At 53.1% G+C, this 22,529-nt stretch carries 19 protein-coding genes, 1 tRNA gene and 1 pseudogene; 13 read left to right on the top strand and 8 right to left on the bottom strand.

The window, feature by feature from the left end:
• Positions 1–151 precede the first annotated feature (151 nt).
• Together dnaG and secA are read right to left on the bottom strand one after the other, a co-directional pair.
• The gene (gene dnaG, locus FGL10_RS05060) at positions 152–1,924 is read right to left on the bottom strand and encodes a DNA primase (RefSeq protein ID WP_036475123.1); all 1,773 of its coding nucleotides are present in this window, start codon (positions 1,922–1,924) and stop codon (positions 152–154) included.
• A 143-nt stretch (positions 1,925–2,067) separates the two neighbouring features.
• Positions 2,068–4,818 (bottom strand): preprotein translocase subunit SecA, encoded by a 2,751-nt coding sequence (gene secA, locus FGL10_RS05055; RefSeq protein WP_003708663.1) that lies wholly within the window; start codon positions 4,816–4,818, stop codon positions 2,068–2,070.
• 132 nt (positions 4,819–4,950) lie between these two features.
• On the opposite strand from secA, the gene FGL10_RS05050 reads away from it, so the two are divergent.
• The 6 genes and pseudogenes from FGL10_RS05050 (at position 4,951) to FGL10_RS05015 (ending at position 9,949) form a co-directional block, all read left to right on the top strand.
• Complete coding sequence (locus FGL10_RS05050; protein ID WP_003708665.1) at positions 4,951–5,373, top strand: DciA family protein; 423 nt, start codon at positions 4,951–4,953, stop codon at positions 5,371–5,373.
• A 281-nt stretch (positions 5,374–5,654) separates the two neighbouring features.
• Entirely contained in the window at positions 5,655–6,221 is a 567-nt protein-coding gene (gene azu / locus FGL10_RS05035) for an azurin (RefSeq protein ID WP_003708670.1), read from the top strand.
• Between the two features lie 85 nt (positions 6,222–6,306).
• A complete protein-coding gene (locus FGL10_RS05030) occupies positions 6,307–6,816 on the top strand; it encodes a hemerythrin domain-containing protein (RefSeq protein WP_003708672.1) in 510 nt (169 codons plus the stop codon).
• Positions 6,817–6,840: 24 nt separating this feature from the next.
• Positions 6,841–7,461 (top strand): HI_0552 family protein, encoded by a 621-nt coding sequence (locus FGL10_RS05025; RefSeq protein ID WP_003708673.1) that lies wholly within the window; start codon positions 6,841–6,843, stop codon positions 7,459–7,461.
• 113 nt (positions 7,462–7,574) lie between these two features.
• On the top strand, positions 7,575–8,720 hold the full coding sequence (gene dapE, locus FGL10_RS05020; protein WP_003708675.1) for a succinyl-diaminopimelate desuccinylase: 1,146 nt from the start codon (positions 7,575–7,577) through the stop codon (positions 8,718–8,720).
• 413 nt (positions 8,721–9,133) lie between these two features.
• Positions 9,134–9,949 (top strand): annotated as a pseudogene (locus tag FGL10_RS05015) (helix-turn-helix transcriptional regulator).
• On the opposite strand, the gene FGL10_RS05010 reads toward FGL10_RS05015, so the two are convergent.
• Positions 9,927–10,484: a YbhB/YbcL family Raf kinase inhibitor-like protein gene (locus tag FGL10_RS05010; RefSeq protein ID WP_003708681.1), complete on the bottom strand. Its 558-nt coding sequence runs from the start codon at positions 10,482–10,484 to the stop codon at positions 9,927–9,929. The pseudogene FGL10_RS05015 and the gene FGL10_RS05010 overlap by 23 nt on opposite strands.
• Positions 10,485–10,795: 311 nt before the next feature.
• On the opposite strand from FGL10_RS05010, the gene FGL10_RS05005 reads away from it, so the two are divergent.
• The 4 genes from FGL10_RS05005 to smpB all read left to right on the top strand — a co-directional run bounded on the left by FGL10_RS05005 (position 10,796) and on the right by smpB (position 13,456).
• Positions 10,796–11,548: a methylated-DNA--[protein]-cysteine S-methyltransferase gene (locus tag FGL10_RS05005; RefSeq protein ID WP_036469615.1), complete on the top strand. Its 753-nt coding sequence runs from the start codon at positions 10,796–10,798 to the stop codon at positions 11,546–11,548.
• A gap of 190 nt (positions 11,549–11,738) precedes the next feature.
• Positions 11,739–11,814, top strand: a tRNA-Asn gene (locus FGL10_RS05000).
• A 130-nt stretch (positions 11,815–11,944) separates the two neighbouring features.
• Positions 11,945–12,955, top strand: a complete 1,011-nt coding sequence (gene waaF / locus FGL10_RS04995; RefSeq protein ID WP_036475120.1) for a lipopolysaccharide heptosyltransferase II — start codon at positions 11,945–11,947, stop codon at positions 12,953–12,955.
• A gap of 54 nt (positions 12,956–13,009) precedes the next feature.
• Positions 13,010–13,456 carry an SsrA-binding protein SmpB gene (gene smpB / locus FGL10_RS04990; RefSeq protein WP_002229688.1) on the top strand — a complete coding sequence of 149 codons (447 nt, stop codon included), beginning with the start codon at positions 13,010–13,012 and terminating at the stop codon, positions 13,454–13,456.
• A 425-nt stretch (positions 13,457–13,881) separates the two neighbouring features.
• Here the strand turns inward: smpB and FGL10_RS04980 are convergent, their stop codons facing one another.
• The 3 genes from FGL10_RS04980 to FGL10_RS04970 form a co-directional block, all read right to left on the bottom strand.
• Positions 13,882–14,382, bottom strand: coding sequence for a YfbM family protein (locus FGL10_RS04980; RefSeq protein ID WP_232043729.1), 501 nt, complete (start codon positions 14,380–14,382; stop codon positions 13,882–13,884).
• A gap of 40 nt (positions 14,383–14,422) precedes the next feature.
• Entirely contained in the window at positions 14,423–15,790 is a 1,368-nt protein-coding gene (locus tag FGL10_RS04975; protein WP_036469622.1) for an FAD-binding oxidoreductase, read from the bottom strand.
• 259 nt (positions 15,791–16,049) lie between these two features.
• Positions 16,050–16,337, bottom strand: a complete 288-nt coding sequence (locus tag FGL10_RS04970) for a hypothetical protein (RefSeq protein ID WP_036469588.1) — start codon at positions 16,335–16,337, stop codon at positions 16,050–16,052.
• A gap of 476 nt (positions 16,338–16,813) precedes the next feature.
• Between FGL10_RS04970 and FGL10_RS04960 the strand changes: the two genes are divergently transcribed.
• Both FGL10_RS04960 and hpnC read left to right on the top strand, forming a co-directional pair.
• Positions 16,814–17,296, top strand: a complete 483-nt coding sequence (locus FGL10_RS04960; protein ID WP_003708701.1) for an FKBP-type peptidyl-prolyl cis-trans isomerase — start codon at positions 16,814–16,816, stop codon at positions 17,294–17,296.
• A gap of 84 nt (positions 17,297–17,380) precedes the next feature.
• On the top strand, positions 17,381–18,193 hold the full coding sequence (gene hpnC, locus FGL10_RS04955) for a squalene synthase HpnC (RefSeq protein WP_003708703.1): 813 nt from the start codon (positions 17,381–17,383) through the stop codon (positions 18,191–18,193).
• A gap of 70 nt (positions 18,194–18,263) precedes the next feature.
• Here the strand turns inward: hpnC and FGL10_RS04950 are convergent, their stop codons facing one another.
• Positions 18,264–18,734 carry a DUF1841 family protein gene (locus tag FGL10_RS04950; RefSeq protein WP_036469592.1) on the bottom strand — a complete coding sequence of 157 codons (471 nt, stop codon included), beginning with the start codon at positions 18,732–18,734 and terminating at the stop codon, positions 18,264–18,266.
• A gap of 90 nt (positions 18,735–18,824) precedes the next feature.
• On the opposite strand from FGL10_RS04950, the gene FGL10_RS04945 reads away from it, so the two are divergent.
• Entirely contained in the window at positions 18,825–20,666 is a 1,842-nt protein-coding gene (locus FGL10_RS04945; RefSeq protein WP_003708709.1) for a protein-disulfide reductase DsbD, read from the top strand.
• A 410-nt stretch (positions 20,667–21,076) separates the two neighbouring features.
• Here FGL10_RS04945 and FGL10_RS04935 read toward each other — a convergent pair whose 3' ends face one another.
• Entirely contained in the window at positions 21,077–22,273 is a 1,197-nt protein-coding gene (locus FGL10_RS04935; RefSeq protein ID WP_036469600.1) for an acetate kinase, read from the bottom strand.
• Positions 22,274–22,529 lie beyond the last annotated feature (256 nt).

The following is a 22,529-nucleotide window of genomic DNA, read 5'->3' as shown; positions in this document are numbered from 1 at the left end:
GTTTGGACGCACCTGAAGGCGTGGCAGAGTAGGGTACTCTGATGCCGTCTGAAGGCTTTTGGGGATGGGTGTTCTGCAGGTGTCGTTGTTGCAGCCGGGGTGAATGCTTTTCAGACGGCATAACGGGTTTACGGGTGGCGGAATCCGCCGGTCAATTTTGTTTTGCGGTCAGCAGCGACAGCAAAAGTTTTTTCTCGCTTTCATTTAAGCCGGATTGCAGGCTTTTTTGTTTCAATGCTTCGATTTGGCTGTATTTTAACTCATTGAGCAGTTTTTTGATGCCGATTTGGAAGTTTTCGCAATCTTCTTCGCCGCCGCCTTCCATTTCTTCCGATTGAAGGGCCGACCGGAAGATGCGGTTGATTGTTTCCTCGTAGGGCGAACCGCGCATATGTTCCAAAATCTGCGCGGTTGCCGGCACGGAAGGATGGTTTTTAATGGTTTCGGCGAGGTTGGCAAGGCAGGCGAAATCGCCGTCCAACGCCAGATAATCGGGCAGGTCTATATATGCAGCCCAATCCGGATTTATCAAGAGGCTGCGGATTTGCCGTTGCACCAATGTCGGCATAACGGGCTGCTTGACGGAAATCGGGGGCAGTTTGTAGTTTTTTTGTTTGACGTGCCGCTTCGGCACTTCCTGTCCGAGCAGTTGGGCGAGATTGTCGGGGTCGATGCCGACCAGTTCGCTAAGCCGTTGTTTCAACAAATAACCCAATGCCGGCGCGGTGATTTGCACCAAAAGCGGCGAACTGGTTTTCACCAATTCCGCCTTGCCTTCCTGCGTATTGAGATTGAGGTCGTCTGAAAGGTGTTCCCAGAAATACTCCGACAAAGGCTTGCTTTGATTCAACAGCGCGTCTTCAAATTGCGTCTTGCCGTAGGCGCGGATGTAACTGTCGGGGTCGTGTTCTTCCGGCAGGAACAAAAAATGCAGCGATTTATCGTCTTTCAACTGCGGCAACGCGTTTTCCAGCGCGCGCCAAGCCGCTTTGCGTCCCGCACTGTCGCCGTCGAAACAGAAATAAATACTGTCCGCCTGCCGCATCAGGATTTTGACGTGTTCTGCCGTCGTTGCCGTACCCAAAGCCGCTACGCCGTAGCCCACGCCGAACTGCGCCAGCGCGACCACGTCCATATAGCCTTCGACCACCAAAATTCGTCCTGCTTCCTTGACAGCGGCACGCCCTTCATACAGTCCGTAAAGGTTTTTCCCTTTGTCAAACAAAGGTGTATCGGGAGAATTTAAATATTTCGGCTTCGAGTCGTCCAGCACCCTGCCGCCGAAACCGATCACCTGCCCGCGCGGATTGCGGATGGGGAACATAATCCGATGGCGGAAGCGGTCGTAATGCCGTCCCTCATTGTCAATCACCATCCCCGTATCCACCAACGCGGTATTCGGGTACGGTTGGAACACTTGCGCCAAAGGCTGCCAGCCGTCGGGCGCGTAGCCCAAACCATAATGCGCGATGACTTCGGCACTCAAGCCGCGTTTGTCCAAATAAGCCTTCGCAGCCGGATTGAATTTCAGCTGTTGCGCATAAAAATCAGCCGCCGCCGCCGTCGTTTCTTCCAGCGTCTGCTGTTTTTTCTTGCGCTCGGCACGGACTTCGGGATTATCGTTTTGCCCGCGCACTTTAGGCACGACCATACCCACGCGGTCGGCAAGAAACTGCACCGCCTCCGGAAACGACAGTCCCTGATGTTCCATCACAAAACCAATCGCCGAGCCGTGTGCCCCGCAACTGAAACAGTGGTAAAACTGTTTGGTCGGACTGACCGAAAAAGACGGTGTTTTTTCCTTGTGGAACGGACAACACGCCATATAGTTCGCCCCGCCTTTCTTCAGCGGAACCTGCTCGTCGATAATATCGACAATATCGGTTTTGGCTAAAAGCTCGTCAATGAAATCGGATGGAATCATAGTTCGGCGGGGCGGATGCCTGTTTTCGGTACGGACGGTACGAAATCGGGATTTTTCGGAATGGCGGTCGGATGTGGCGGTTCAGGCAAAATGCCGTCTGAAGCCGGAAACCGGATGTTCAGACGGCATTTGCGTTCAAACGCTTAAGCCAATTTGCCGTGGCATTGTTTGTATTTCAAACCGCTGCCGCAGGGGCAGGGGTCGTTGCGGTGGACGATTTGCCCCCGCGCTTCCAAGGCTTCGGGGCTGAAATCCGTCCCATCGGGATTAAAGGCCTCGGTAACCAGATCGGTTTGCGATTGCCCCAAAAGTTCTTCCATATCGGGCGATTCGGAATGGATGGATTGGATGTTGCCGACAGGTTGTTCTTCAACCGCCGCAACAGGGTTTTGTTCGATTTGAACCGAGGTAAGCAGGGAGGCGATATGGAATTTGATGCCGTTCCACAGGTCTTGGAACATGGTAAAGGCTTCGCGTTTGTATTCCTGCTTCGGATTTTTCTGGGCATAGCTGCGCAGGTGTATGCCTTGGCGCAGGTAGTCCATAGCGGCGAGGTGTTCGCGCCATTGGTTGTCGATGACCTGCAACATCACGTTGCGCTCAAAATCAGCCATTGCCTGCCTGCCGACCAGTTCGGTTTTGGCGGCATATTCGTTTTCGATGCGTTCGATCAGGCGCTCTTTGATGTCTTGACCGTCAATCGCATTATCAGCCTTCAGCCAGGACTGGATGTCTTCCTGAAGCCTGAATTCGGCAGCCAGGCGGTTTTCCAGTGTCGGAATATCCCACTGCTCTTCCATACTTTCCGGCGGCATATAGAGGTCTACAAGCCCGCCGACGACATCAAAACGGATTTCCTTCATCAGGTCGCTGATGTCTTTGCTGGTCAGAATTTCGTTGCGCTGGCTGTAAATGACTTTGCGCTGTTCGTTCGCAACGTCGTCGTATTCCAAAACCTGTTTGCGCATATCGAAGTTTCTGCCTTCGACTTTGCGTTGCGCGCCTTCGATTTGGCGCGTCAGCAGGTTGTGTTCGATGGCGACGCCGCGTTCGGGTGCGAGGCGGTTGAGGATGGCGGCGGCACGGTCGAGTGCGAATAGGCGCAGCAGCGGGTCTTCAAACGAGAGGTAGAAACGGCTGGATCCGGGGTCGCCCTGACGGCCGGAGCGTCCGCGGAGTTGGTTGTCGATGCGGCGGCTTTCGTGGCGTTCTGTGCCGATGATGTGCAAACCGCCTGCTTCCATCACCTTGTCGTGTTCTGCCTGCCAGCCGTTTTCCAATGCGGAAATTTGTGCGGCTTTTTCTTCGTCGCTCAGGTTTTCGTCGGACCGGATGGCTTCGATTTGGTGCTTCAGGTTGCCGCCCAATACGATGTCCGTACCGCGCCCCGCCATATTGGTGGCAACGGTAATCGCGCCGACTTTGCCGGCTTGGGCGACAATCAGGGCTTCGCGTTCGTGTTCTTTGGCGTTCAGAACGTTGTGCGGCAGACCGGCTTTTTGCAAAAGATGGGAGACCAGTTCGGAGTTTTCGATGCTGGTTGTGCCGACTAAAACAGGTTGTCCGCGTTTGTGGCATTCCTCGATGTCTTTGACGACGGCTTCGAATTTTTCTTCGGCAGAACGGAAAATCTGGTCGTTGAAGTCTTTGCGCTGTACGGGGCGGTTGGTCGGGATAATGACGGTTTCGAGGTTGTAGATGCTTTGGAACTCGAAAGCCTCGGTATCTGCCGTACCGGTCATACCGGAGAGCTTGGTGTACAGGCGGAAATAGTTTTGGAAGGTAATAGATGCAAGCGTTTGGTTTTCGCGTTTGATCTCCACGCCTTCTTTGGCTTCAACGGCTTGGTGCAGACCTTCGGACCAACGGCGGCCGGACATCAGACGGCCTGTAAATTCGTCAACGATGACGATTTCGCCGTCTTGGATAACGTAATGTTGGTCTTTGTGGAATAACGTATGCGCGCGCAATGCCGCCATAAGGTGGTGCATCAGGGCGATGTTGGCGGCGGAATAGAGCGAGTCGTTTTCTGCCAGCAGCCCCATTTGGGTCAGAATCTGCTCGGCGTGTTCGTGACCTGCTTCGCTCAGGATGACCTGATGTGCCTTTTCATCTACCCAGTAGTCGCCTTCGCCTTCTTCTGTCTCTTGACGGACGAGGTGGGGCGGGACGGTGTTCATGATTTGGTAGAGCCGGATGTTGTCGTCTGCCTGACCGGAGATAATCAGCGGGGTACGCGCTTCGTCAATCAGGATGGAGTCCACTTCGTCAACGACGGCGAAATTCAATTCGCGCTGCACTTTATCGTATTGGTCGGTCACCATATTGTCGCGCAGGTAGTCGAAGCCGAATTCGTTGTTCGTGCCGTAGGTAATGTCGGCAGCGTAGGCGTTTTGGCGGTCAAACGGCTGCATGTCTGAAATAATCACGCCCACGGTCAGACCGAGGAAATTATAGAGCGGCTCCATAATGCCTGCGTCGCGCGAGGCGAGGTAGTCGTTGACGGTAACGACGTGCACGCCTTTGCCGGCCAGCGCGTTGAGATAGACGGCGAGGGTGGCGACCAGGGTTTTGCCTTCGCCGGTACGCATTTCGGCGATTTTGCCGTCGTGCAGCACCATACCGCCGATAAGCTGTACGTCGAAGTGGCGCATACCGAGCACGCGGCGGGACGCTTCGCGGCAGACGGCGAAGGCTTCGACCAAGATGTCATCCAAAGTCTGGCCGTCGGCGAGGCGTTGTTTGAATTCGGCGGTTTTGGTCTGTAAATCCGCGTCGCTCAAGGCTTTCATTTGTTCTTCGAGTGCGTTGGTTTTGACAACGGATTTGCGGTATTGTTTGAGCAGCCGGTCGTTGCGGCTGCCGAAGATTTTTTTGGCGATGTTTGTCAGCATGAATGATTCCTGCGCCTGATATAATAGTGGGCGAAGATGCGATTTTATCACAAGCGGTTGCGTAAAGTGCCAATGCCGTCTGAAAATTAAAGGCGCGTTTGCGGCATTTCAATCTTTTGGGACGTGTGTTTTATGGATTTGGAACAATTGGGCAGGCGGGACGCGCTGCTTTCGGGGCTTTTGAGGCAGGCGGGGGAATGGCGGCGTTTGGATGCGGCGGTAAAGGGGCTGCTGCCCGCCAACCTGCATCCCCACTTTCAGACAGCCTGCGTCGAGGACGGCAGGCTGATTCTTTTGGCGGCAAACAATATGGCGGCATCGCGTTTGAAGATGATTGCCCCGTCGGTCTTGCCGAAGCTGGCCGGTTTGGATGAATCGGTGCGTTCCGTTGCGGTCAAGGTTGTGCCGAAGCGGGAAGGGCTGCCGAAAACCAATACCCTGCATTTGAGTCCGGCCGCATTGGAAAGTTTGAACTCGGCGGCAGCAGACTTGGAAGGCAGGCATCCCGAATTGTCGGAGGCATTGGCGGAACTGGTCAGGAAGCACGGGGAATAAGGCGGCAGGTAGGGATGTTGTAAATATCCGTTAATATTTGCGCGGAAGGGGAGGATTTCCCTAATACTAAAGAAATAGCTTCGGGATAAAATTGCCCTTTTTTGGGTAAAAGATTGTAAACTTGCAAGCGGGATTTGATTTTAAACGAAGTTTGCAGCAAAATGCCGCCCCGAAACATCTGTTTGTGCAACGCGGCGGAATCTTTTTCAAGGTTTTGTTAATGGCGGTTGCACTTTGATTTCCGTAAAACCGAACATTATTTCATCAATTGGAGATTTGTCATGAAAGCGTATCTTGCCCTGATTTCTGCCGCCGTCATCGGTCTGGCTGCCTGCTCTCAAGAACCTGCCGCGCCTGCTGCCGAAGCAACTTCCGCTTCCGAGGCTCCCGCAGCCGAAACGGCTTCCGCCCCTGAAGCCCCTGCCGCCGAAGCCCCTGCCGCCGAAGCGGCTGCCCCTGCCGCCGGCAACTGCGCGACTACCGTTGAAGCCAACGACGCTATGCAGTTCAACACTAAAGAAATCCAAGTCAGCAAAGCGTGTAAAGAATTTACCATCACTTTGAAACACACCGGTACCCAACCTAAAACCAGTATGGGTCACAACATCGTCATCGGCAAAGCCGAAGATATGGACGGTATTTTCAAAGACGGCGTTGGCGCGGCTGATACCGACTACGTTAAACCTGATGATGCACGCGTTGTTGCACACACCAAACTGATCGGCGGCGGCGAAGAAGCTTCTTTGACTCTGGATCCTGCCAAATTGGCCGGCGGCGAATATAAATTCGCCTGCACCTTCCCGGGGCACGGTGCTTTGATGAACGGCAAAGTGACTTTGGTCGATTAATCCGTTTGAAGCTCGAAAACAGACAGCCTGCCTTGCGCAGGCTGTTTTGTTATAATTTGGAAACATTAATTTAAGAATAAATCCTATGAATCTGTTTGAAACCAAAAGCGTTACCTTTGCCGAACCGATTGAAATGCTGTATGCCTGCCACGGCAAAGTGCGCCGTTTCTGCAATCAGGTTGCTATGTTGTCGGACTATATCGCCGAAAACGGCTGCAATCAGATTGTTTTGCAAACCATCCGCCAAATCTCCCGGTATTTCAACGTTGCCGCACCGTTGCATCATGAAGACGAAGAAGAAAACTTTTTCCCGCTGCTGCTGCAATATGCGCCGCAAGCCCAAGAAAGCGTGGACGAGCTTTTGCGCCAACATATCGGACTGCACGACAACTGGGCGGCGGTTTCCGCCGAATTTGCCAAACTCGAAGCAGACAATGCCTATATCCCCGATGCGGAAACGTTCAAACGTTTTGTGGCGGGATATGATGTGCATCTGGCGATTGAAGAGCCTTTGTTCGACATGGGCAAAACGTTTATCCCTAAAGAAAAATTGACCGAAATCGGCGAAATTATGGCCGCACGCCGGCGCAAATAAGGTAATCGTCTCAAGGAATACACTATGCTGACCCCGAAAAGTTGCGATTTGTTCAATATCCCTTTTTTCCAGTTTTCCCAGCTTAAAAAATACCAGCCCGAAAGCATTCCGCAAATCAAGGCTGACTATAAAGAAAACTGGCAGATATGGCAGCAGCTGATACAGCAGGTCGCCGCCGAATTGGGTGCGCCGTTTGCCCCGCCGCATATCGAACGCTGGTGTAACGGCTGGCAGGTGCGCGCCCACTTCTTTGCCTATTTCAAATACGAACAATATAAAAATTCCGCAGCGATTTTGTCGATACTACTCAACCGCCGCCGGCTGAGCGTCAGCTTGGATTGGCACTGCTATAAAGCCGATGTTTCCCCCATCGCGCTGCCTGATTACAACCGTTGGTTGGATAATTTTGATACCGAAAAATACGCTTCTTTCGATATGTGGCACGGTGCGGAAAGCGAATACGACGACTACCGAACCGTCGCGCAACAAAGCGAATCCGACCGAAAGTTGCAAAACGGTGAAGACTTCTTCTGCATCGGCAAACACATCGAACGCGACGATTTGGGCAAGCAGGATGTAGCAAAATGGATAGCCGAAACGGTGGAAGATTTGCTGCCTCTTTATGAAGCCTGTCACGGCAAATGATTCAGAAGACTGACGGGTAAAAATACCCACCCCGTATGCCAACCTAACCTAAATGCCGTCTGAAAATCACATTCAGAACGTTTCAGATGGTCTAATTTCAAAAGTGAACAAATATGACCGAAACCCAATCCCTAGAGCTTGCCAAAGCGTTGATTTCCCGCCCGTCCGTTACGCCGGATGACCAAAATTGCCAAAAACTCCTTGCCGAACGCCTGCACAAAATCGGTTTTGCGGCTGAAGAACTCCATTTCGGCGACACCAAAAATATCTGGTTGCGACGCGGCACGAAAGCTCCCGTCGTCTGTTTTGCAGGGCATACCGACGTCGTGCCGACGGGCCCTGTTGAAAAATGGGATTCGCCCCCGTTCGAACCGGCCGAGCGCGACGGAAGATTATACGGGCGCGGCGCGGCGGACATGAAAACCGGCATCGCCTGCTTCGTTACCGCCTGCGAACGCTTCGTTGCCGAACATCCCGACCATCAAGGCAGCATTGCGCTCCTGATTACTTCCGACGAAGAGGGCGACGCGCTGGATGGCACGACCAAAGTCGTCGATGTATTGAAAGCGCGCGACGAGTTGATCGACTACTGCATTGTCGGCGAGCCGACCGCCGTGGACAAATTGGGCGATATGATTAAAAACGGCCGGCGTGGCTCGCTGTCGGGCAACCTGACCGTCAAAGGCAAGCAAGGCCATATTGCCTATCCACATTTGGCGGTGAATCCCATACATACTTTTGCCCCGGCATTGTTAGAGCTGACGCAGGAAGTCTGGGACGAAGGCAACGAATACTTCCCGCCGACCAGCTTTCAAATTTCCAATATCAACGGCGGTACAGGCGCGACCAATGTCATTCCGGGCGAGCTGAACGTCAAATTCAATTTCCGCTTCTCCACCGAGTCCACCGAAGCAGGGCTGAAACAACGCGTCCACGCCATTTTGGACAAACACGGCGTGCAATACGATTTGCAGTGGTCGTGTTCGGGACAGCCCTTCCTGACCCAAGCGGGCAAACTGACCGACGTGGCACGCGCAGCCATTGCCGAAACCTGCGGCGTAGAGGCCGAATTGTCCACCACCGGCGGCACTTCGGACGGACGCTTTATTAAAGCCATTGCGAAAGAACTCATCGAATTAGGCCCGTCCAATGCCACCATCCACCAAATCAACGAAAACGTGCGGCTGGATGATATTCCGAAGCTGTCTGCGGTGTATGAGGGGATATTGGCGCGCTTGTTGGCTGGAAATGCCGTCTGAAAGCAGCTTGCTTGCCGGATAAGGATGTCCGACCATTTTATTAGACCCAACGTGGGTTTGAGGCAACACATTGATTTTATGTAGAGCGATTTATTTGAACGGCAATCTATTCCCTCTCCCGTGGGAGAGGGCTAGGGAGAGGGCATTGGGGCGGTAACGGAAATATTGTCTGTATCTGCCCCGTTTTACCCCCTCCCCGACCCTCCCCGACAGGGGAGGGGGCCAAGTTGCAGGTACGCCGACGGAATATGGTTGAAACCCGGCCATTCGGGGCGGTGGGATTTTGGTTTATTTTTGGGAAGTAACCCCTTCCAAATCAGGGTAAACAGGGCTGCGCCTTATGTGCAGCCCTGTGTGTTGAAACATTGAGGAATATAACCGTGCCGTCAAATTACTTTCATACGCGTGAACGATTGGGTGCTTTAGGCGGCATTGTGCAACACCATACCGCCTTGTACCGCAGCGTGGCGGTATATGAACCGGCTGTGCTTATCGTGCGGCGCGGATGCAAGAAGCTGCGGTGGGCGGAGCGCGAATTGAGGATTGCGGCGGGTGAGGCGGTCGCCTTGGCAGGCGGACAGACGTTTGACGTCATCAATATTCCCGATTCAGACGGCCTCTATCAGGCGCAATGGATTGCTTTCGAACAGGAAACCGTAGAAAGGTTTGCCGCACAATACGGGACGGCGCAGGCAGTGTGCGATGCGGTGAAGCTGCCGCATCCCGGGCGTATGGGCGCGGCGTTTGATTATGCGGCTGCGGTACTGGCGGATGAAGAAGTGCCGCACAATGCGGCAGAGGCCGCGCTTTGCGGCGTGTTGGCGTGGTTGCAGCATGACGGCATCGGTTTTGCCGTGTACGAAGGCGTCAACCTGATGCGGTAAATCCGCAAACTGATTACCGCCGATATGGCTGCGGACTGGTCGTCGGCGATGCTGGCGCAGCGGCTTAATTGCAGCGAGGCCGCGTTGCGGCGGCGGTTGGCGCGGCAGGATACGAATTTCCGTACGCTGCTGACGGATGTGCGCATGATGCGCGCGCTGACGCTGTTGCAGGTTACGCAATGGCCGGTGGCGCAGATTGCCGGCGCGGTCGGCTATGACTGTCCGTCCCGTTTCAGCGCGCGCTTCAAAGAGCGGTTCGGTTGCGTACCGTCAGCGATCCGCTCGGAAGCGGAGCCGGCGGCATATCGGCGCACGGGGCAGGTCAGCGTCGGTGTTCGACCGTGAATTTCGCTTCGCCCAAGCTGTTTGCCTTAGTGAAGAAACCGACCAGTGCGGGTGTGGATTGGGCGGTGATGTTCGGCAGCTTGGCGACTTTCAGCGCGGTGAGCGTGAATTCGTAGCGGTGTTTCCTGCTTTCGGGCGGACACGCGCCGCCGTAGCCCGGCGTGCCGAAGTCTGTGCGGGTTTGCAGCGCGCCTTTGGGCAGCCTGCCGCCTTGCGCGGTAATGCCTGCGGGCAGGCGGCGGACATCGGCGGGAATGTCGGCGACCACCCAGTGCATCCAGCCCAGACCGGTCGGCGCGTCTTTATCGTAAACGGTCAGGACGAAACTTTTTGTCCCTGAGGGCGGATTTTTCCACGACAGCGCGGGCGAAGCATTGCCGCCCGAACAGCCGAAGCCGTAAGGCGCGCTCAAAAGCTGGTTTTGCGTGAAGCCGCCGTCTTCGGACGGGTTGTCGAATTGCAGCGTGAATGCGCCCTCAGCAAAGGCAGCGGTTGAAAAAGCCAGCAGTACGGCGGAGAGGATGCAGGTTTGCATAGATGATTCCTTTACTTGATGAATAAGTGGATTCATTATAGGCTGTCAACGGCGGCAGGAATGTGCCGAAACGGTTGGATGATGTGCCGAAATGCGCAAATGCAAAAATCCGTGGTTTCAGACGACCTTTTGCAGGTCGTCTGAAAGCTTTAATTCCTTTCCCTGATGCTTTGGAAATATCGCATATTTAGGCATTGCCGCAACCCGCCCCTCAAGGTTTCCGTCGTAGCCAGTTCCTGCATCGGCGTGCGGGAATGGCGGAAATCGGGGATTTCGCCGTCAAATCTATGATAGGGATACGGAGCAAACAAATGATTACCCTGCCTGCCTTAAACAATCTGCCGTCAAAATGGGATGAAATCCGCCATTGGCTCGAAACCCAGGTTTTTGAGTGCGGAGTTATGCCGTATCCCAATTTGACGGAACACGAAGCCAAGCAGTTCGAGCGGGATTTTTGGGACAATATCGGCTGCGCACCTGAAGAGTATGTCCGTATCCGCCGCGCCATCCGTCTGCTGGAAGCGAGTTATCCCGACAGTTTGAACGAGCTGGTGTGTGCCGCCATTGCCACGCCTTTGGGCGAGATGCTGGCGGTGTTCGGCAGTAAAGGCTTGTGTCTGCTGGAGTTTGTCGGACAGAAGCATTTGGAACAGGAAATTGCCGCCGTCCAAAAAGCTTTGCGCGGGCGGTTTGTGTTTCGGGAAGATGAGCGAACGCAACTTCTGAGGCAGGAATTGGACTTATACTTCAAATGCCGTCTGAAAACCTTTGCCACGCCCTTGGAAATGATTGGTACGGCGTTTCAAAAACAGGCGTGGGACGCGCTTTTGGAGATTCCTTACGGTGAAACGCGCAGTTATAAGGAGCAGGCGCAGCGTTTGGGCAACCCCAAAGCCGTCCGCGCCGTTGCCGCCGCAAACGGGCAGAACAAGGTGTCTGTCCTGATTCCCTGCCACCGCGTCATCGGCAGCGACGGCAAACTGACCGGCTACGCGGGCGGGTTGAACCGCAAACAGTTTTTACTGGCTTTGGAACGCGGCGAAGTTCAGACGGCATTGTTTTAAGCGGGGGAGGGCAGAATGGCTCGCCGGGCTTAAATGTGGTGTGATGACGGTTGTGGAAATTCATACAACGGCAATCCTTTTAAGGCATCGGTCTTAATGTCTTTCTGATTCATATGCTTGTCGTTTTGCCGCCCATTTTTCCAAAATTAAGGATTGACACATTTTTTCCGGACGCTATAATACGCCCCATTCCCCGATAGCTCAGTCGGTAGAGCGACGGACTGTTAATCCGCAGGTCCCTGGTTCGAGCCCAGGTCGGGGAGCCAAAATTTTGAAGCCCGAACTTGAATGTTCGGGCTTTTTCATATTTGCACGTCCGGCGTTCGGGATGCGGCGAGATAGGTTTTCCAACAGTTTCGCGGTAAAATCCGTCTGTTTTGTTCGGTTTTCCATTTTATGTCTCAAAAAATCCTGATTATTTCTCCCAGTTGGATAGGCGACTGCGTGATGACCCAGCCCTTGTTCCGCCGTTTGAAGGAACTTCACCCCGGTTGCACGATTGATGTGTTCGCACCGAAGTGGTCGATGGCGGTGTTTGAGCGTATGCCTGAAGTGAATGAGATTCTTGAAAATCCGTTCGGACACGGTGCGTTGGAGTTGAAACGCCGCTGGCGGGTCGGCAGGGATTTGGGGCGGCGCGGATACGATCAGGTTATCGTGTTACCGGGTTCTTTGAAATCGGCAATCATCGCACTGGCAACGGGTATTGGAAAAAGAACGGGTTATGTCGGCGAAAGCCGTTATTTTCTGTTGAACGATGTACGCAGGCTGGATAAGGAACGTCTGCCTTTGATGGTGGATAGATATACGGCTCTTGCGCATCAGAGTCAGAAAGATTTTGACGGGTGTTCAGGATTTCCTAAGTTTTCCATTGATGAACGGCAGAGGAAAATTTCTGTCGAAACCTTTGGCTTGGATATTGGAAAGCCTGTTTTGGCTTTTTGTCCGGGTGCGGAATTCGGGCCGGCAAAGCGTTGGCCGGCAAAGCATTTTTCCGAGTTGGGCAAACATTATTCGGCGGCGGGTTGGCAGGTTTGGCTGTTCGGTTCGCAAAAAGATGATGAAATCGCCGAGGAAATCAACCGCCTTTCAGACGGCATATGTGTGAATTTATGCGGTAAGACCGATTTGTCTCAGGCAATGGACTTGTTGTCGTTGGCAGATACGGTTGTATGTAACGACAGCGGGCTGATGCACTTGGCGGCAGCTTTGGGCAGGAAGGTAGTGGCGGTTTACGGTTCGTCCAGTCCGACACACACGCCGCCTTTGAGCGATAAGGCAAAAATCGTCAGCCTCCATTTGGAATGTTCCCCGTGTTTTAAGCGGGAATGTCCGCTAGGGCATACAGACTGCCTCAACAAGCTGTATCCCGAGAAGATTGTGCAGGCGGTTGAAGAGGCGGTATGATGGGTTCTGTTTTCGGGTTTATGCCGTCTGACGGCGGATATTGATAGGATGTTTATGGCTATTGCGAACAATAAAAAAGCATTTCACGATTTTTTCATTGAAGACCGGATTGAAGCCGGTTTGGTCTTGGAAGGCTGGGAAGTCAAAGCAATCCGCGCCGCGCGCGTACAGCTTAAAGAGAGTTATATCTATTGGAAAAAAGACGCGTTTTATCTGGTCGGTTGCCATATTACTGCGTTGCCCACAGCCTCGACACACATCAAACCGGATGCCGTACGCCCGCGCAAGCTCTTGTTGAATCAGTCGGAAATCAACAAGTTGATCGGAAAAACCGAACGTGCCGGCTACACCATCGTGCCGCTGGATTTGCATTTTTCGCGCGGAAAAATCAAGATGGAAATCGGTTTGGCAAAAGGTAAGAAACAACACGACAAACGCCAGAGTATGAAAGAGGCGGATTGGAAACGCGAGAAACAGCGGTTGATTAAGCATACGCGCTGATGGGGGATGCGGTTTCAGACGGCATTTGAACAATGCCGTCTGACGGTTGTTTAGACAATGGTGTTGAAATACGAAACGGAAAAACAGGGCGGTTGCCCTGTTTTCTATTTGCGTAAAAGATGCGGATGACGGGAAGCGGAAAAACGGAAATGCCCATCTTTGGCGAAATCGTAAACGTTGCTGACTGCCCTGATATGGTGGGGTGGTTCTTTTCCTTGTTTCAGACATTCGCGCGCTATTCTCCGTAATTTCCGGTTGGCAAGACGTTTGTCCTGTTTTTCGCTGACTGCCGTGGTTATAGGGGAAAAGGGGTGTTTTCTGTAACTTTTACTCATGATGGTCTCCCAGGTTGAAATACCTAGGTTTCCTTGAGTGCGATTCCGTACTTTGTCTTCATTAAAGTTTCCGTGATGTTTGAAATATATTTAGTAAATGCTGACCAGTACATTGCTATTTGAATGCCGGGCGGTTTTGTAAAAATTGCCGATTTTGTAAAAGTAGTCGGTAATTTCTTCTTTTATATCATCAATTTCATCTTCATAATCCCAAATGTCGGGGTAGATATGATGCTCTTTGCACACCTGCATACTGAAATGCTCCATTGCGCTTTTTATGTCGAAGCTTTCCAAAGCCGAGACGATTTCATGGATTTGGGCGGATTCGATATAAGCGGCGTATCCGTCGTCGTCCGAAATGGGTGCCGTTCCGACGATTGATTCGGATAACAGATTGCCCTTTAAGGGATTTTCTGCACTTGTTCCGGTCAGTACAAAATGCAAAACATCCCACATTTTATCGATGTCGAGGCAAACGGCAGCCTCATCCTCCAGATCTTCCAGTTCTTCAAACAATTCTTGCCATTCGGTATCGGTATTTTTAAGCAAAGCCAGTTTTTCATTATCGACCAGTTGATAGGTTGCTGTCATTCCCATGATATTTCCTATAATTTCATTTTGAATCAGTTATTTATGGAAGCAGTTTGCCCGGGTTCATGATGCCGTGCGGGTCGAGATGCTGCCTGATACTTTTCATCAGGGCAATTTCGGCAGGGGTGCGTACTTTGTCCAGCCACTGTTTTTTGATGATACCTATGCCGTGTTCTGCGGCAACTGTACCATTGCAGGCAAGAACGTTGCAATAGACTGTGCTGTTGATGTCGTTTTCGTAACGATAGACTTCATTGCTGAGGATTTCGGGCAGGAAAGTATTGTAGTGCAGGCTGCCGTCGCCCAGATGTCCGAAGCAGACGATTTGTATGCCTTTGAAATTTTGTTCCAAATCTTTGGCGCACCGGCGGACAAAGTCGGCAACGCGCCCGATGGGGACGGCAATATCGTGTTTGATGCTGGTGCCCAGTTTGCGTTGTGAAGCGGAGATGTTTTCGCGCAACGCCCACATATTGATACGTTCTTGTTCGCTTTGCGCCAATACGCTGTCGGTAAATCCTTTTTTATAAAGAAATTCGACAAGCTGATCATCAAGATTGCTGTCGGGTAATGAGTCGGTCAACTCAAGTAAAATATGCCATTCTGAATGTGTCGGCAGGGGGAGGTTGCTGAATTCGGAGGACAACCCGGCGGCAAAACGGCCGATCAGCTCAAAACTGCACAGGCGTTCGGCAAAGTGCGCTTGGGTTTCGGTCAGCAGGCGGACGGCGGATTCGATGTCGGGAATGCCGACCCAGGCGGTCGCCTTGTCTAAGGGGCGGGCAAAAAGCTTGAGCGTGGCGGCGGTGATAATGCCCAAAGTACCTTCGCTGCCGATAAACAGATGGTGCAGGTCGTAGCCGGTGGTGTTTTTATGCAGGGGATGGAGATGGGAAACCAGTTCGCCGTTTGGCAGGACAATTTCCAGTCCGATGACCAAATCGCGCATCGTGCCGTAACGCAATACGTTCAATCCGCCGGCATTGCAGGCGATATTGCCGCCGATTTGGCACGAGCCTTCGCTGGCGAGACTGAGCGGGAACAGCCGGCCGGCAGCTTCTGCCGTTTGTTGTACGGTTTTAAGGATGCAGCCCGCTTCGACGGTCATACAGTTGTCCGCCAAGTCGATATTGCGGATTTTGTCGAGCTTGGAAAGGTTCAGCAATACGCCGTTTTCCGATACTGCCGCGCCGCACAAACCGGTATTGCCGCCTTGCGGCGTAACCGGAATGCGGTGTTCGTAACAAAAACGCATAATGGTTTGCACGCTTTCGACGCTGCGCGGCTGCAAAATGATGTCTGGTGCAGACGTAAAGCGGTTGCGCTGATCTTTTAAAAGCGTCGGAGAAGGTTCGGCAATCTCGTCTGCCGACAGCAGTCGGGAAAATTCGTGATGCAGGTCAAGCATATTCGGGAACGCAATGAGAGGATGTAAACGCGGGCGGATGCCGTCTGAAAAAATCAAGGGGGTATTTTAAGATGCTGCCGGCCTGCTTATATAAGATGCGGGCAGGCATTGTTTATCATTTGGCGTGATGGTTTAATTGATTGAACCAAAATAACTTTATTTAAGCCCGTCTGTTTTTTCAACACGATTGTGAAACACGACCGAAAGCAAAAGAAGCAGGATACAGAACGTATCCTGCTTCTTTGCAAGCGGTAAATGCTTATTTTGCAGCTTCAGATGCGGCAGGAGCTTCGGCAGCGGGAGCTTCAGCGGCAGGAGCTTCGGTAGAGGAAGCCTCGGAAGCAGGAGCTTCAGCGGCAGGAGCTTCGGCAGCGGGAGCTTCAGCGGCAGGAGTTTCAGCAGCAGCAGGAGCTTCAGCGGCAGGAGCTTCGGTAGCGGGAGCTTCAGCGGCAGGTGCTTCGGCAGCAGGAGCTTCAGCGGCTTTTTCTCCGCCGCAGGCGGCCAAAGCCAAAGACAACAAAGCAGCGGCAAACAGGGATTTTTTCATTTTAGTAACCTTTAAAATCAATTTAAATCAAATTAGGGTAAAACGGCCATTATCGACCATCACTACAAACCAAGTTGAAAATTCATTGCTGAATTTTGCGTAATTATGCACCACGAAATAGGGGATTGCAACGGTGTGCAAATGGGAAAACAGGTTTGAATGAAAAGTTTTTCCGCCTGTCGAATGATAAATCCTGTAAAACGGTTTTGCAGCCCCGTTTCCGGCAAAGGGGATTTCGTGCAGGCCGATATAATTCAGTATGTTGCGCGATTGATGACGGCAGGTTTGGGATGACGGCGGATAAGCCGGCGCGCCCCGGCGGGTGTTGCAAAAAAGTTGCACGATGGGAAAATAACAAAAAATTACATAAAAATGTGTGCCGCACGGTTTGTGAATACATTAACGTCGGCCGGCCGGCGCGGCGGTTGTGTTAGAATCTTTAATGTAACCAATCTGCTGTTTCTGAAAGGACAAATATGGCTATTGCAAAAAATTCCGTCGTTTCGCTGCATTATGAAATGTACGATGCCAACAATCAGCTTCTGGATAAGACGGAAGAGCCGATTGCGTATCTGCACGGCGGTTATGACGGTATTTTTCCTTTGGTCGAAGAGGCTTTGCACGGCAAGGATGCCGGCGATACGGTCGATGTGGCGCTGTCGCCCGACGACGCGTTCGGCGAGCAGGATCCGGAGCTGGTGCGCGTTGAAGATGTCGGCGTGTTTCCCGTGGATGTCGAGGTCGGTATGATGTTTGAAGCCGACGATCCTGAAACCGGCGATGTTGTCGTCTATCGTGTAACCGATGTTGCCGACGGCAAGGCGGTGGTGGACGGCAACCATCCTTTGGCCGGGATGAAAATCCGCTTTAAGGCAAGGGTTGAAAGTGTGCGCGATGCGTCTGACGAGGAAATCGCACACGGACACGTCCACGGGCCGCACGGCCATCACCATCATTGATGTATCGGCTTGGAGCTTTGCGATGCCGTCTGAAAGGCTTGATTCCGTTTCAGACGGCATTTTTGTGTGAAGGAGGAGGGACGTATGTCGGTCGGACATTATGAAAATTTTCCCGTCGGTTCGCTGATTTTGCCGCGCAGGTTGAGGAAGCCGGTTCACGCGGTGTATGCGTTTGCGCGGACGGCGGACGATATGGCGGACGAGGGCTGTATGCCGTCCGAAGTCAGGTTGGCGGGGTTGGAGGGTTTGCGGCGCGAGTTGGATGTGTTGGCATCGGGCGGCCGGTCGGCGCATCCTTTGATTGCCCGATTGGATGCCGAGGCCGTTGCACCGTTCGGTTTGGATTTGCAGCCGTTTTATGATTTGCTTTCGGCGTTTTCGCAGGATGTGGTTAAAACGCGGTACGCGCATTTCGGCGAGCTGGCCGATTATTGCCGGCGTTCCGCCAACCCTGTCGGACGCATTATGCTGGCTTTATACGGAAAAACAGATGCGGTCAGCGTGGCGCAAAGCGACGGCATCTGTACGGCTTTGCAACTGGTGAATTTTTGGCAGGATGTGGCTGTGGATTGGCAAAAGGGCAGGGTTTATCTCCCGCAGGACGATTTGTTGAAATTCGGTGTTTCCGAAGGACAGATTGCGGAGGGTAGGGCGGATGCGGTGTTTCAGCGGCTGATGGCGTATGAGTGCCGGCGCGCATTCCGTATGCTGAAGGCGGGTTCGCCTTTGGCGCGCGAATTGAAAGGGCGTATCGGTTTGGAACTCCGTATGATTGTGTTGGGGGCGCAGTTGATTTTGCAGAAACTGGACGCGTGCCGATACGATGTGTTTGCACAACGCCCCGTTTTGGACAAGAAAGATTGGTTAATTATGTTGAAACGCGCGTTGTGGAAATGATGGGGGAAATGAATGCCGTCTGAAAGGGGTTGTTCCGCTTCAGACGGCATTTTGCAGGCGGTTGGTATGGTCAGGCGATTTCATGCGGGTTCAACCTGGCTTGATCTTCTGCACCCAAGCCGATGAGTTTGCGCAGTCGGGTCATGTAGAAATTGACATCCAAACCGGTGCCGTAGCGTTGCGCCGTCCACAGTGTTTCCGCCAGTGCCTCCATCATTTCGTGTTCGGCTTCCAGCCGGCCGCGTTTGGCGCACAGGGTGTCGTGGATGGCGCGTATGCCGTGCGGCTGGTCTATGTCCGCCTGTTCTTGGACGGACAGATGCAGCGACATATGCAGGAAGGGGTTGCTTTCGCCGTTTTCGGGCAGCCAGTCGGTGTCCAGATGGTCTTCGATGCGTTCGAGATAGCGGTGGTATTCGGGATGGGCTTCGACAATGCGGAGGGCTTTCTGTTCCAGTGCGCTCAGTTGCAGCGGATTGAGCCGCTGCTGCCACACGCGGGCGAAAAAGCGGCGGACATCGTGGGTATTGACATCGTACATGGCGGGTTCGATAAGATGTTTATGGAAATAGGTTCGGATAATGGCGGGTTTTACATAAATTAAATCCCACCGTCAACCTTACCATTTATAATGCAGACAAATTATTTGTCTGAAACGGATTCGATTATGAAAAAACTGATTTGCCTGTTCGCCGTATTTTTGATGTTGTGCGGACGGGCTTTCGCGCTGGATGCGAACGATCTGCTGCCGCCGGAAAAGGCATTCGTTCCGGAGCTTGCCGTTGCCGACGACGGTGTGAACGTCCGTTTCAAGATTGCCGACGGATACTATATGTATCAGGCGAAAATCGTCGGCAAGACCGATCCGTCGGATTTGTTGGGACAGCCTTCTTTCAGCAAGGGCGAAGAGAAGGAAGACGAATTTTTCGGCAGGCAGACGGTTTACCATCACGAAGCGCAGGTTGCCTTTCCTTATGCAAAGGCTGTCGGCGAACCGTATAAATTGGTTTTGACCTATCAGGGCTGTGCCGAAGCCGGCGTGTGCTATCCGCCCGTGGATACCGAGTTTGATATTTCCGGCAACGGCACCTACCATCCGCAAACCGACGAACCGGCATCCACCAAAGACCGCTTTTTGCAGCCTTCCTCTCAAAACGGCAGCGGGGCGTTGCAGCCCCCGAAGGGGAACGAGGGCGGCGACAGCCGTTTCAAGCTGTCTTGGGATACGCTCAACGCCAACCTGTTGGCGTTTTTTCTCGCCGGTTTGGGTCTGAGTTTTACCGCCTGTATGTATCCCCTGCTGCCGATTGTTTCCAGTATCGTGGTCGGCGACAAAAAGGCAGGCAAGGCGCGGGCGTTTGTGCTGTCCGTCGTTTATGTTCAGGGTTTGGCTCTGACTTATACGCTGGTCGGCATTGTTGCCGGACTGACGGGTGCGTTGCTGACCGTATGGTTGCAGCAGGCTTGGGTGGTGTTGGCGGCATCGGCTTTAATGGTCGTCTTGGCACTGTCTATGTTCGGGCTGTTCAACATCCAGCTTCCCAACGCCGTGCAGTCGTATTTTCAGAATCAAAGCAGCAGGCTTTCAGGCGGTAAAATCGTTTCCGTCTTTATTATGGGCATATTGTCCGCGCTGATTGTCGGGCCGTGTGTCGCCCCGCCGCTGGCATTTGCTTTGGGCTACATCGGTCAGACGGGCGATGCGGTTTTAGGCGGTTTGGCACTTTACACTTTGGCGTTGGGCACCGGCGTTCCGCTGATTGCCATCGGCACGTTCGGCGGGCATATCCTGCCTAAGGCAGGCGATTGGATGAATGCCGTCAAATACGCTTTCGGCTTTATCCTGCTTGCCGTCGCCGTTTACCTCGCCACGCCGCACTTGCCCTATTATCTCGTCGTCGCGCTGTACACGCTGCTGATGCTGGTTCCTGCCTGTATGCTGCTGGTCAACGGACGCAGGCAGAAACGCCGTCCGAAAGCTGTGGCATTCGCATTGGGCGGCATATTGCTGATAGGCGGCGCGTGGTTCGGCTGGCAGGGCGCAAACGGCAAAACGACCGCGCTGCACCATTTCCTGACCCTCAATCCGCCGGTCGAAGCAGGCAAATCTTCGGAACACGGCAAAATGTTTGCCGATACTGCCGCGCTGAAGGCAGCGATGGATACGGCGTTGAAAGAACATCCCGACAAACCCGTCGTTTTGGATTTTTATGCCGACTGGTGCATTTCCTGCAAAGAAATGGCGGCTTACACGCTCAATCAGCCGGAAGTGCATCAGGCGGTCGATATGGAACGCTTTTTCCAAATCGATGTAACCGCCAACACGCCCGAACATCAGGCGTTGTTGAAAGAATACGGTCTGTTCGGGCCGCCGGGCGTGTTTGTCGTCCGCTCCGACGGCAGCCGCAGCGAGCCGCTGCTGGGTTTTGTCAAAGCCGACAAGTTTATCGAGTGGTATGAACAAAACCGCTGATTCCGATGTTTCAAATGCCGTCTGAAGTTCTCAGACGGCATTTTTGTCAGAAAGGAAAACGGCAATATCCGCTATACACACGGAAGCAGTCCAAAGATGTGAAAACCGTGTGTATAAGTTGGTTTGCGTATTGAAATTAAAAGATAAAAATACAATGATTAAAAAATAGGCATAAGAAAAGATAAACACAGCCGGTGTTTGCCGGTGTGTGTATCTTTTGTGGAAAAACATCTTAATGCCATGTATTTTATGGAAAATAATAACATGATTAAAAAATAGTCAATTATCAAGGTTCAGGTAGGCGGCTGCAACCGTCAATGTCTGAAAATAGGCAGTGCTGTTTAAGTATGGAAAGCCGGATAAAAAAAACTGCCTCCGTTTCCAGAGGCAGTTCGTGTGCGGATAAAACCTTACAGACCGCTCAAACGGGCGGTATCGTGTGCAATCATCAGCTCTTCGTTGGTCGGAATGACCACGGCAACGGCTTTGCTGTCGGCAGTCGTAATTACGCCTGCGTTGCCGAAGCGTGCCTTCAGGTTGGCCTCGTGGTCGGCTTTCAGACCGAGGAAGCCCAAGTAGCCGATCACGCGCTCGCGGATGATGTCGGAGTTTTCGCCGATGCCGCCGGTAAAGACCAGGGCATCCAGCCCGCCGGCGGCAACCGCCATACTGCCGATGTATTTGGCAAGGCGGTAGATAAACATATCCAAGGCCAATTTCGCACCTTTATGCCCCTTGGCGGCTTCTTCTTCAATGGTGCGGCAGTCGTTGGACAGGCCGGAAATGCCGAGCAGACCGGATTTTTTGTTCAGCATTTCGGTGATTTGGGCGATGGTCATATTGGCGTTTTCGGCGAGGAAGCCGAATACGGAAGGATCGATGTCGCCGCTGCGCGTACCCATTACCAGCCCTTCCAGCGGAGTCAGGCCCATACTGGTGTCGCGCGATTCGCCGTTGGCGACGGCGGTGATGGACGCGCCGTTGCCCAAGTGGGCAATGACCATACGCAGGTCTTTTTTGTCTTTGCCGAGGAAGCGCGCGGTTTCGTCGGCGACGAAGCGGTAGCTGGTGCCGTGCGCGCCGTAGCGGCGCAGGCCGTATTTTTCATAGTATTCTTGCGGAACGGCGTATTTGTAGGCGTGTTCCGGCATAGTCTGATGGAAGGCGGTGTCGAAAACGACGACGTTGGGCAGGCCTTTGAAAATGCTTTGCGCGGCACGCAGGCCCAAGAGGTGGGCGGGGTTGTGCAGGGGGGCGAGCGGGATGCATTTTTCGATGCCGGCAATGACTTCGTCGTCAACGAGGATGGATTCGCTGTACAGTTCGCCGCCGCTGACGACGCGGTGGCCGATGGCGCCGATGCGGCTGTCGAGGCCGTGGGCTTTGAGTTCTTCCATCAGGGCTTCGACCGCGCCGGTGTGGTCGGGCTTGGCGGACAGGTCGACTTTGTGTTTTTCGCCGTTTGCTTTGAATGTGATGTAGGCATCGGGCAGGTTAAGTTTTTCGGCAAGGCAGCTCAGCAGGACTTCGCCGCTGCCGTTATCCAGGACCGCGCCTTTGAGGGACGAGCTGCCGCAGTTCAAAACCAAGATTAATTTTTGGGACATTTTCTTACTCCGGAAAGTTTCAGACGGCATTGGAGTCGGACGCGGATACTAACCAAGTCCCGTGCCGAATCCGTTTTGCCTTCCTTGGCGGGAAAGTAGTGGGACCGGCTGAAACGGTTGATAAAAGAAGCAGGCTATTCTAGCAAAAAATCTTTGCAATTGCTTGGCTTAATCGGGCGTTTGCGTGAAAATGGCGGAAGTCGGGCATTTTGACGGAAAAAGGGAATATGCGGCGTGCCGGTATTTCCGAGGGGAT

The organism is Neisseria lactamica (genome assembly GCF_901482445.1).
GTDB lineage: Bacteria > Pseudomonadota > Gammaproteobacteria > Burkholderiales > Neisseriaceae > Neisseria > Neisseria lactamica.
The sequence above is the reverse complement of the archived record's forward strand: the minus strand, read 5'-3'. Positions and strand labels throughout refer to the sequence as shown.

What these genes read in the sequence shown, in the direction of transcription:
- dnaG (WP_036475123.1), bottom strand. Translation starts at nt 1,924, where the DNA reads ATGATTCCATCCGATTTCATTGACGAGCTTTTAGCCAAAACCGATATT.
- secA (WP_003708663.1), bottom strand. Translation starts at nt 4,818, where the DNA reads ATGCTGACAAACATCGCCAAAAAAATCTTCGGCAGCCGCAACGACCGG.
- FGL10_RS05050 (WP_003708665.1), top strand. Translation starts at nt 4,951, where the DNA reads ATGGATTTGGAACAATTGGGCAGGCGGGACGCGCTGCTTTCGGGGCTT.
- azu (WP_003708670.1), top strand. Translation starts at nt 5,655, where the DNA reads ATGAAAGCGTATCTTGCCCTGATTTCTGCCGCCGTCATCGGTCTGGCT.
- FGL10_RS05030 (WP_003708672.1), top strand. Translation starts at nt 6,307, where the DNA reads ATGAATCTGTTTGAAACCAAAAGCGTTACCTTTGCCGAACCGATTGAA.
- FGL10_RS05025 (WP_003708673.1), top strand. Translation starts at nt 6,841, where the DNA reads ATGCTGACCCCGAAAAGTTGCGATTTGTTCAATATCCCTTTTTTCCAG.
- dapE (WP_003708675.1), top strand. Translation starts at nt 7,575, where the DNA reads ATGACCGAAACCCAATCCCTAGAGCTTGCCAAAGCGTTGATTTCCCGC.
- FGL10_RS05010 (WP_003708681.1), bottom strand. Translation starts at nt 10,484, where the DNA reads ATGCAAACCTGCATCCTCTCCGCCGTACTGCTGGCTTTTTCAACCGCT.
- FGL10_RS05005 (WP_036469615.1), top strand. Translation starts at nt 10,796, where the DNA reads ATGATTACCCTGCCTGCCTTAAACAATCTGCCGTCAAAATGGGATGAA.
- waaF (WP_036475120.1), top strand. Translation starts at nt 11,945, where the DNA reads ATGTCTCAAAAAATCCTGATTATTTCTCCCAGTTGGATAGGCGACTGC.
- smpB (WP_002229688.1), top strand. Translation starts at nt 13,010, where the DNA reads ATGGCTATTGCGAACAATAAAAAAGCATTTCACGATTTTTTCATTGAA.
- FGL10_RS04980 (WP_232043729.1), bottom strand. Translation starts at nt 14,382, where the DNA reads ATGACAGCAACCTATCAACTGGTCGATAATGAAAAACTGGCTTTGCTT.
- FGL10_RS04975 (WP_036469622.1), bottom strand. Translation starts at nt 15,790, where the DNA reads ATGCTTGACCTGCATCACGAATTTTCCCGACTGCTGTCGGCAGACGAG.
- FGL10_RS04970 (WP_036469588.1), bottom strand. Translation starts at nt 16,337, where the DNA reads ATGAAAAAATCCCTGTTTGCCGCTGCTTTGTTGTCTTTGGCTTTGGCC.
- FGL10_RS04960 (WP_003708701.1), top strand. Translation starts at nt 16,814, where the DNA reads ATGGCTATTGCAAAAAATTCCGTCGTTTCGCTGCATTATGAAATGTAC.
- hpnC (WP_003708703.1), top strand. Translation starts at nt 17,381, where the DNA reads ATGTCGGTCGGACATTATGAAAATTTTCCCGTCGGTTCGCTGATTTTG.
- FGL10_RS04950 (WP_036469592.1), bottom strand. Translation starts at nt 18,734, where the DNA reads ATGTACGATGTCAATACCCACGATGTCCGCCGCTTTTTCGCCCGCGTG.
- FGL10_RS04945 (WP_003708709.1), top strand. Translation starts at nt 18,825, where the DNA reads ATGCAGACAAATTATTTGTCTGAAACGGATTCGATTATGAAAAAACTG.
- FGL10_RS04935 (WP_036469600.1), bottom strand. Translation starts at nt 22,273, where the DNA reads ATGTCCCAAAAATTAATCTTGGTTTTGAACTGCGGCAGCTCGTCCCTC.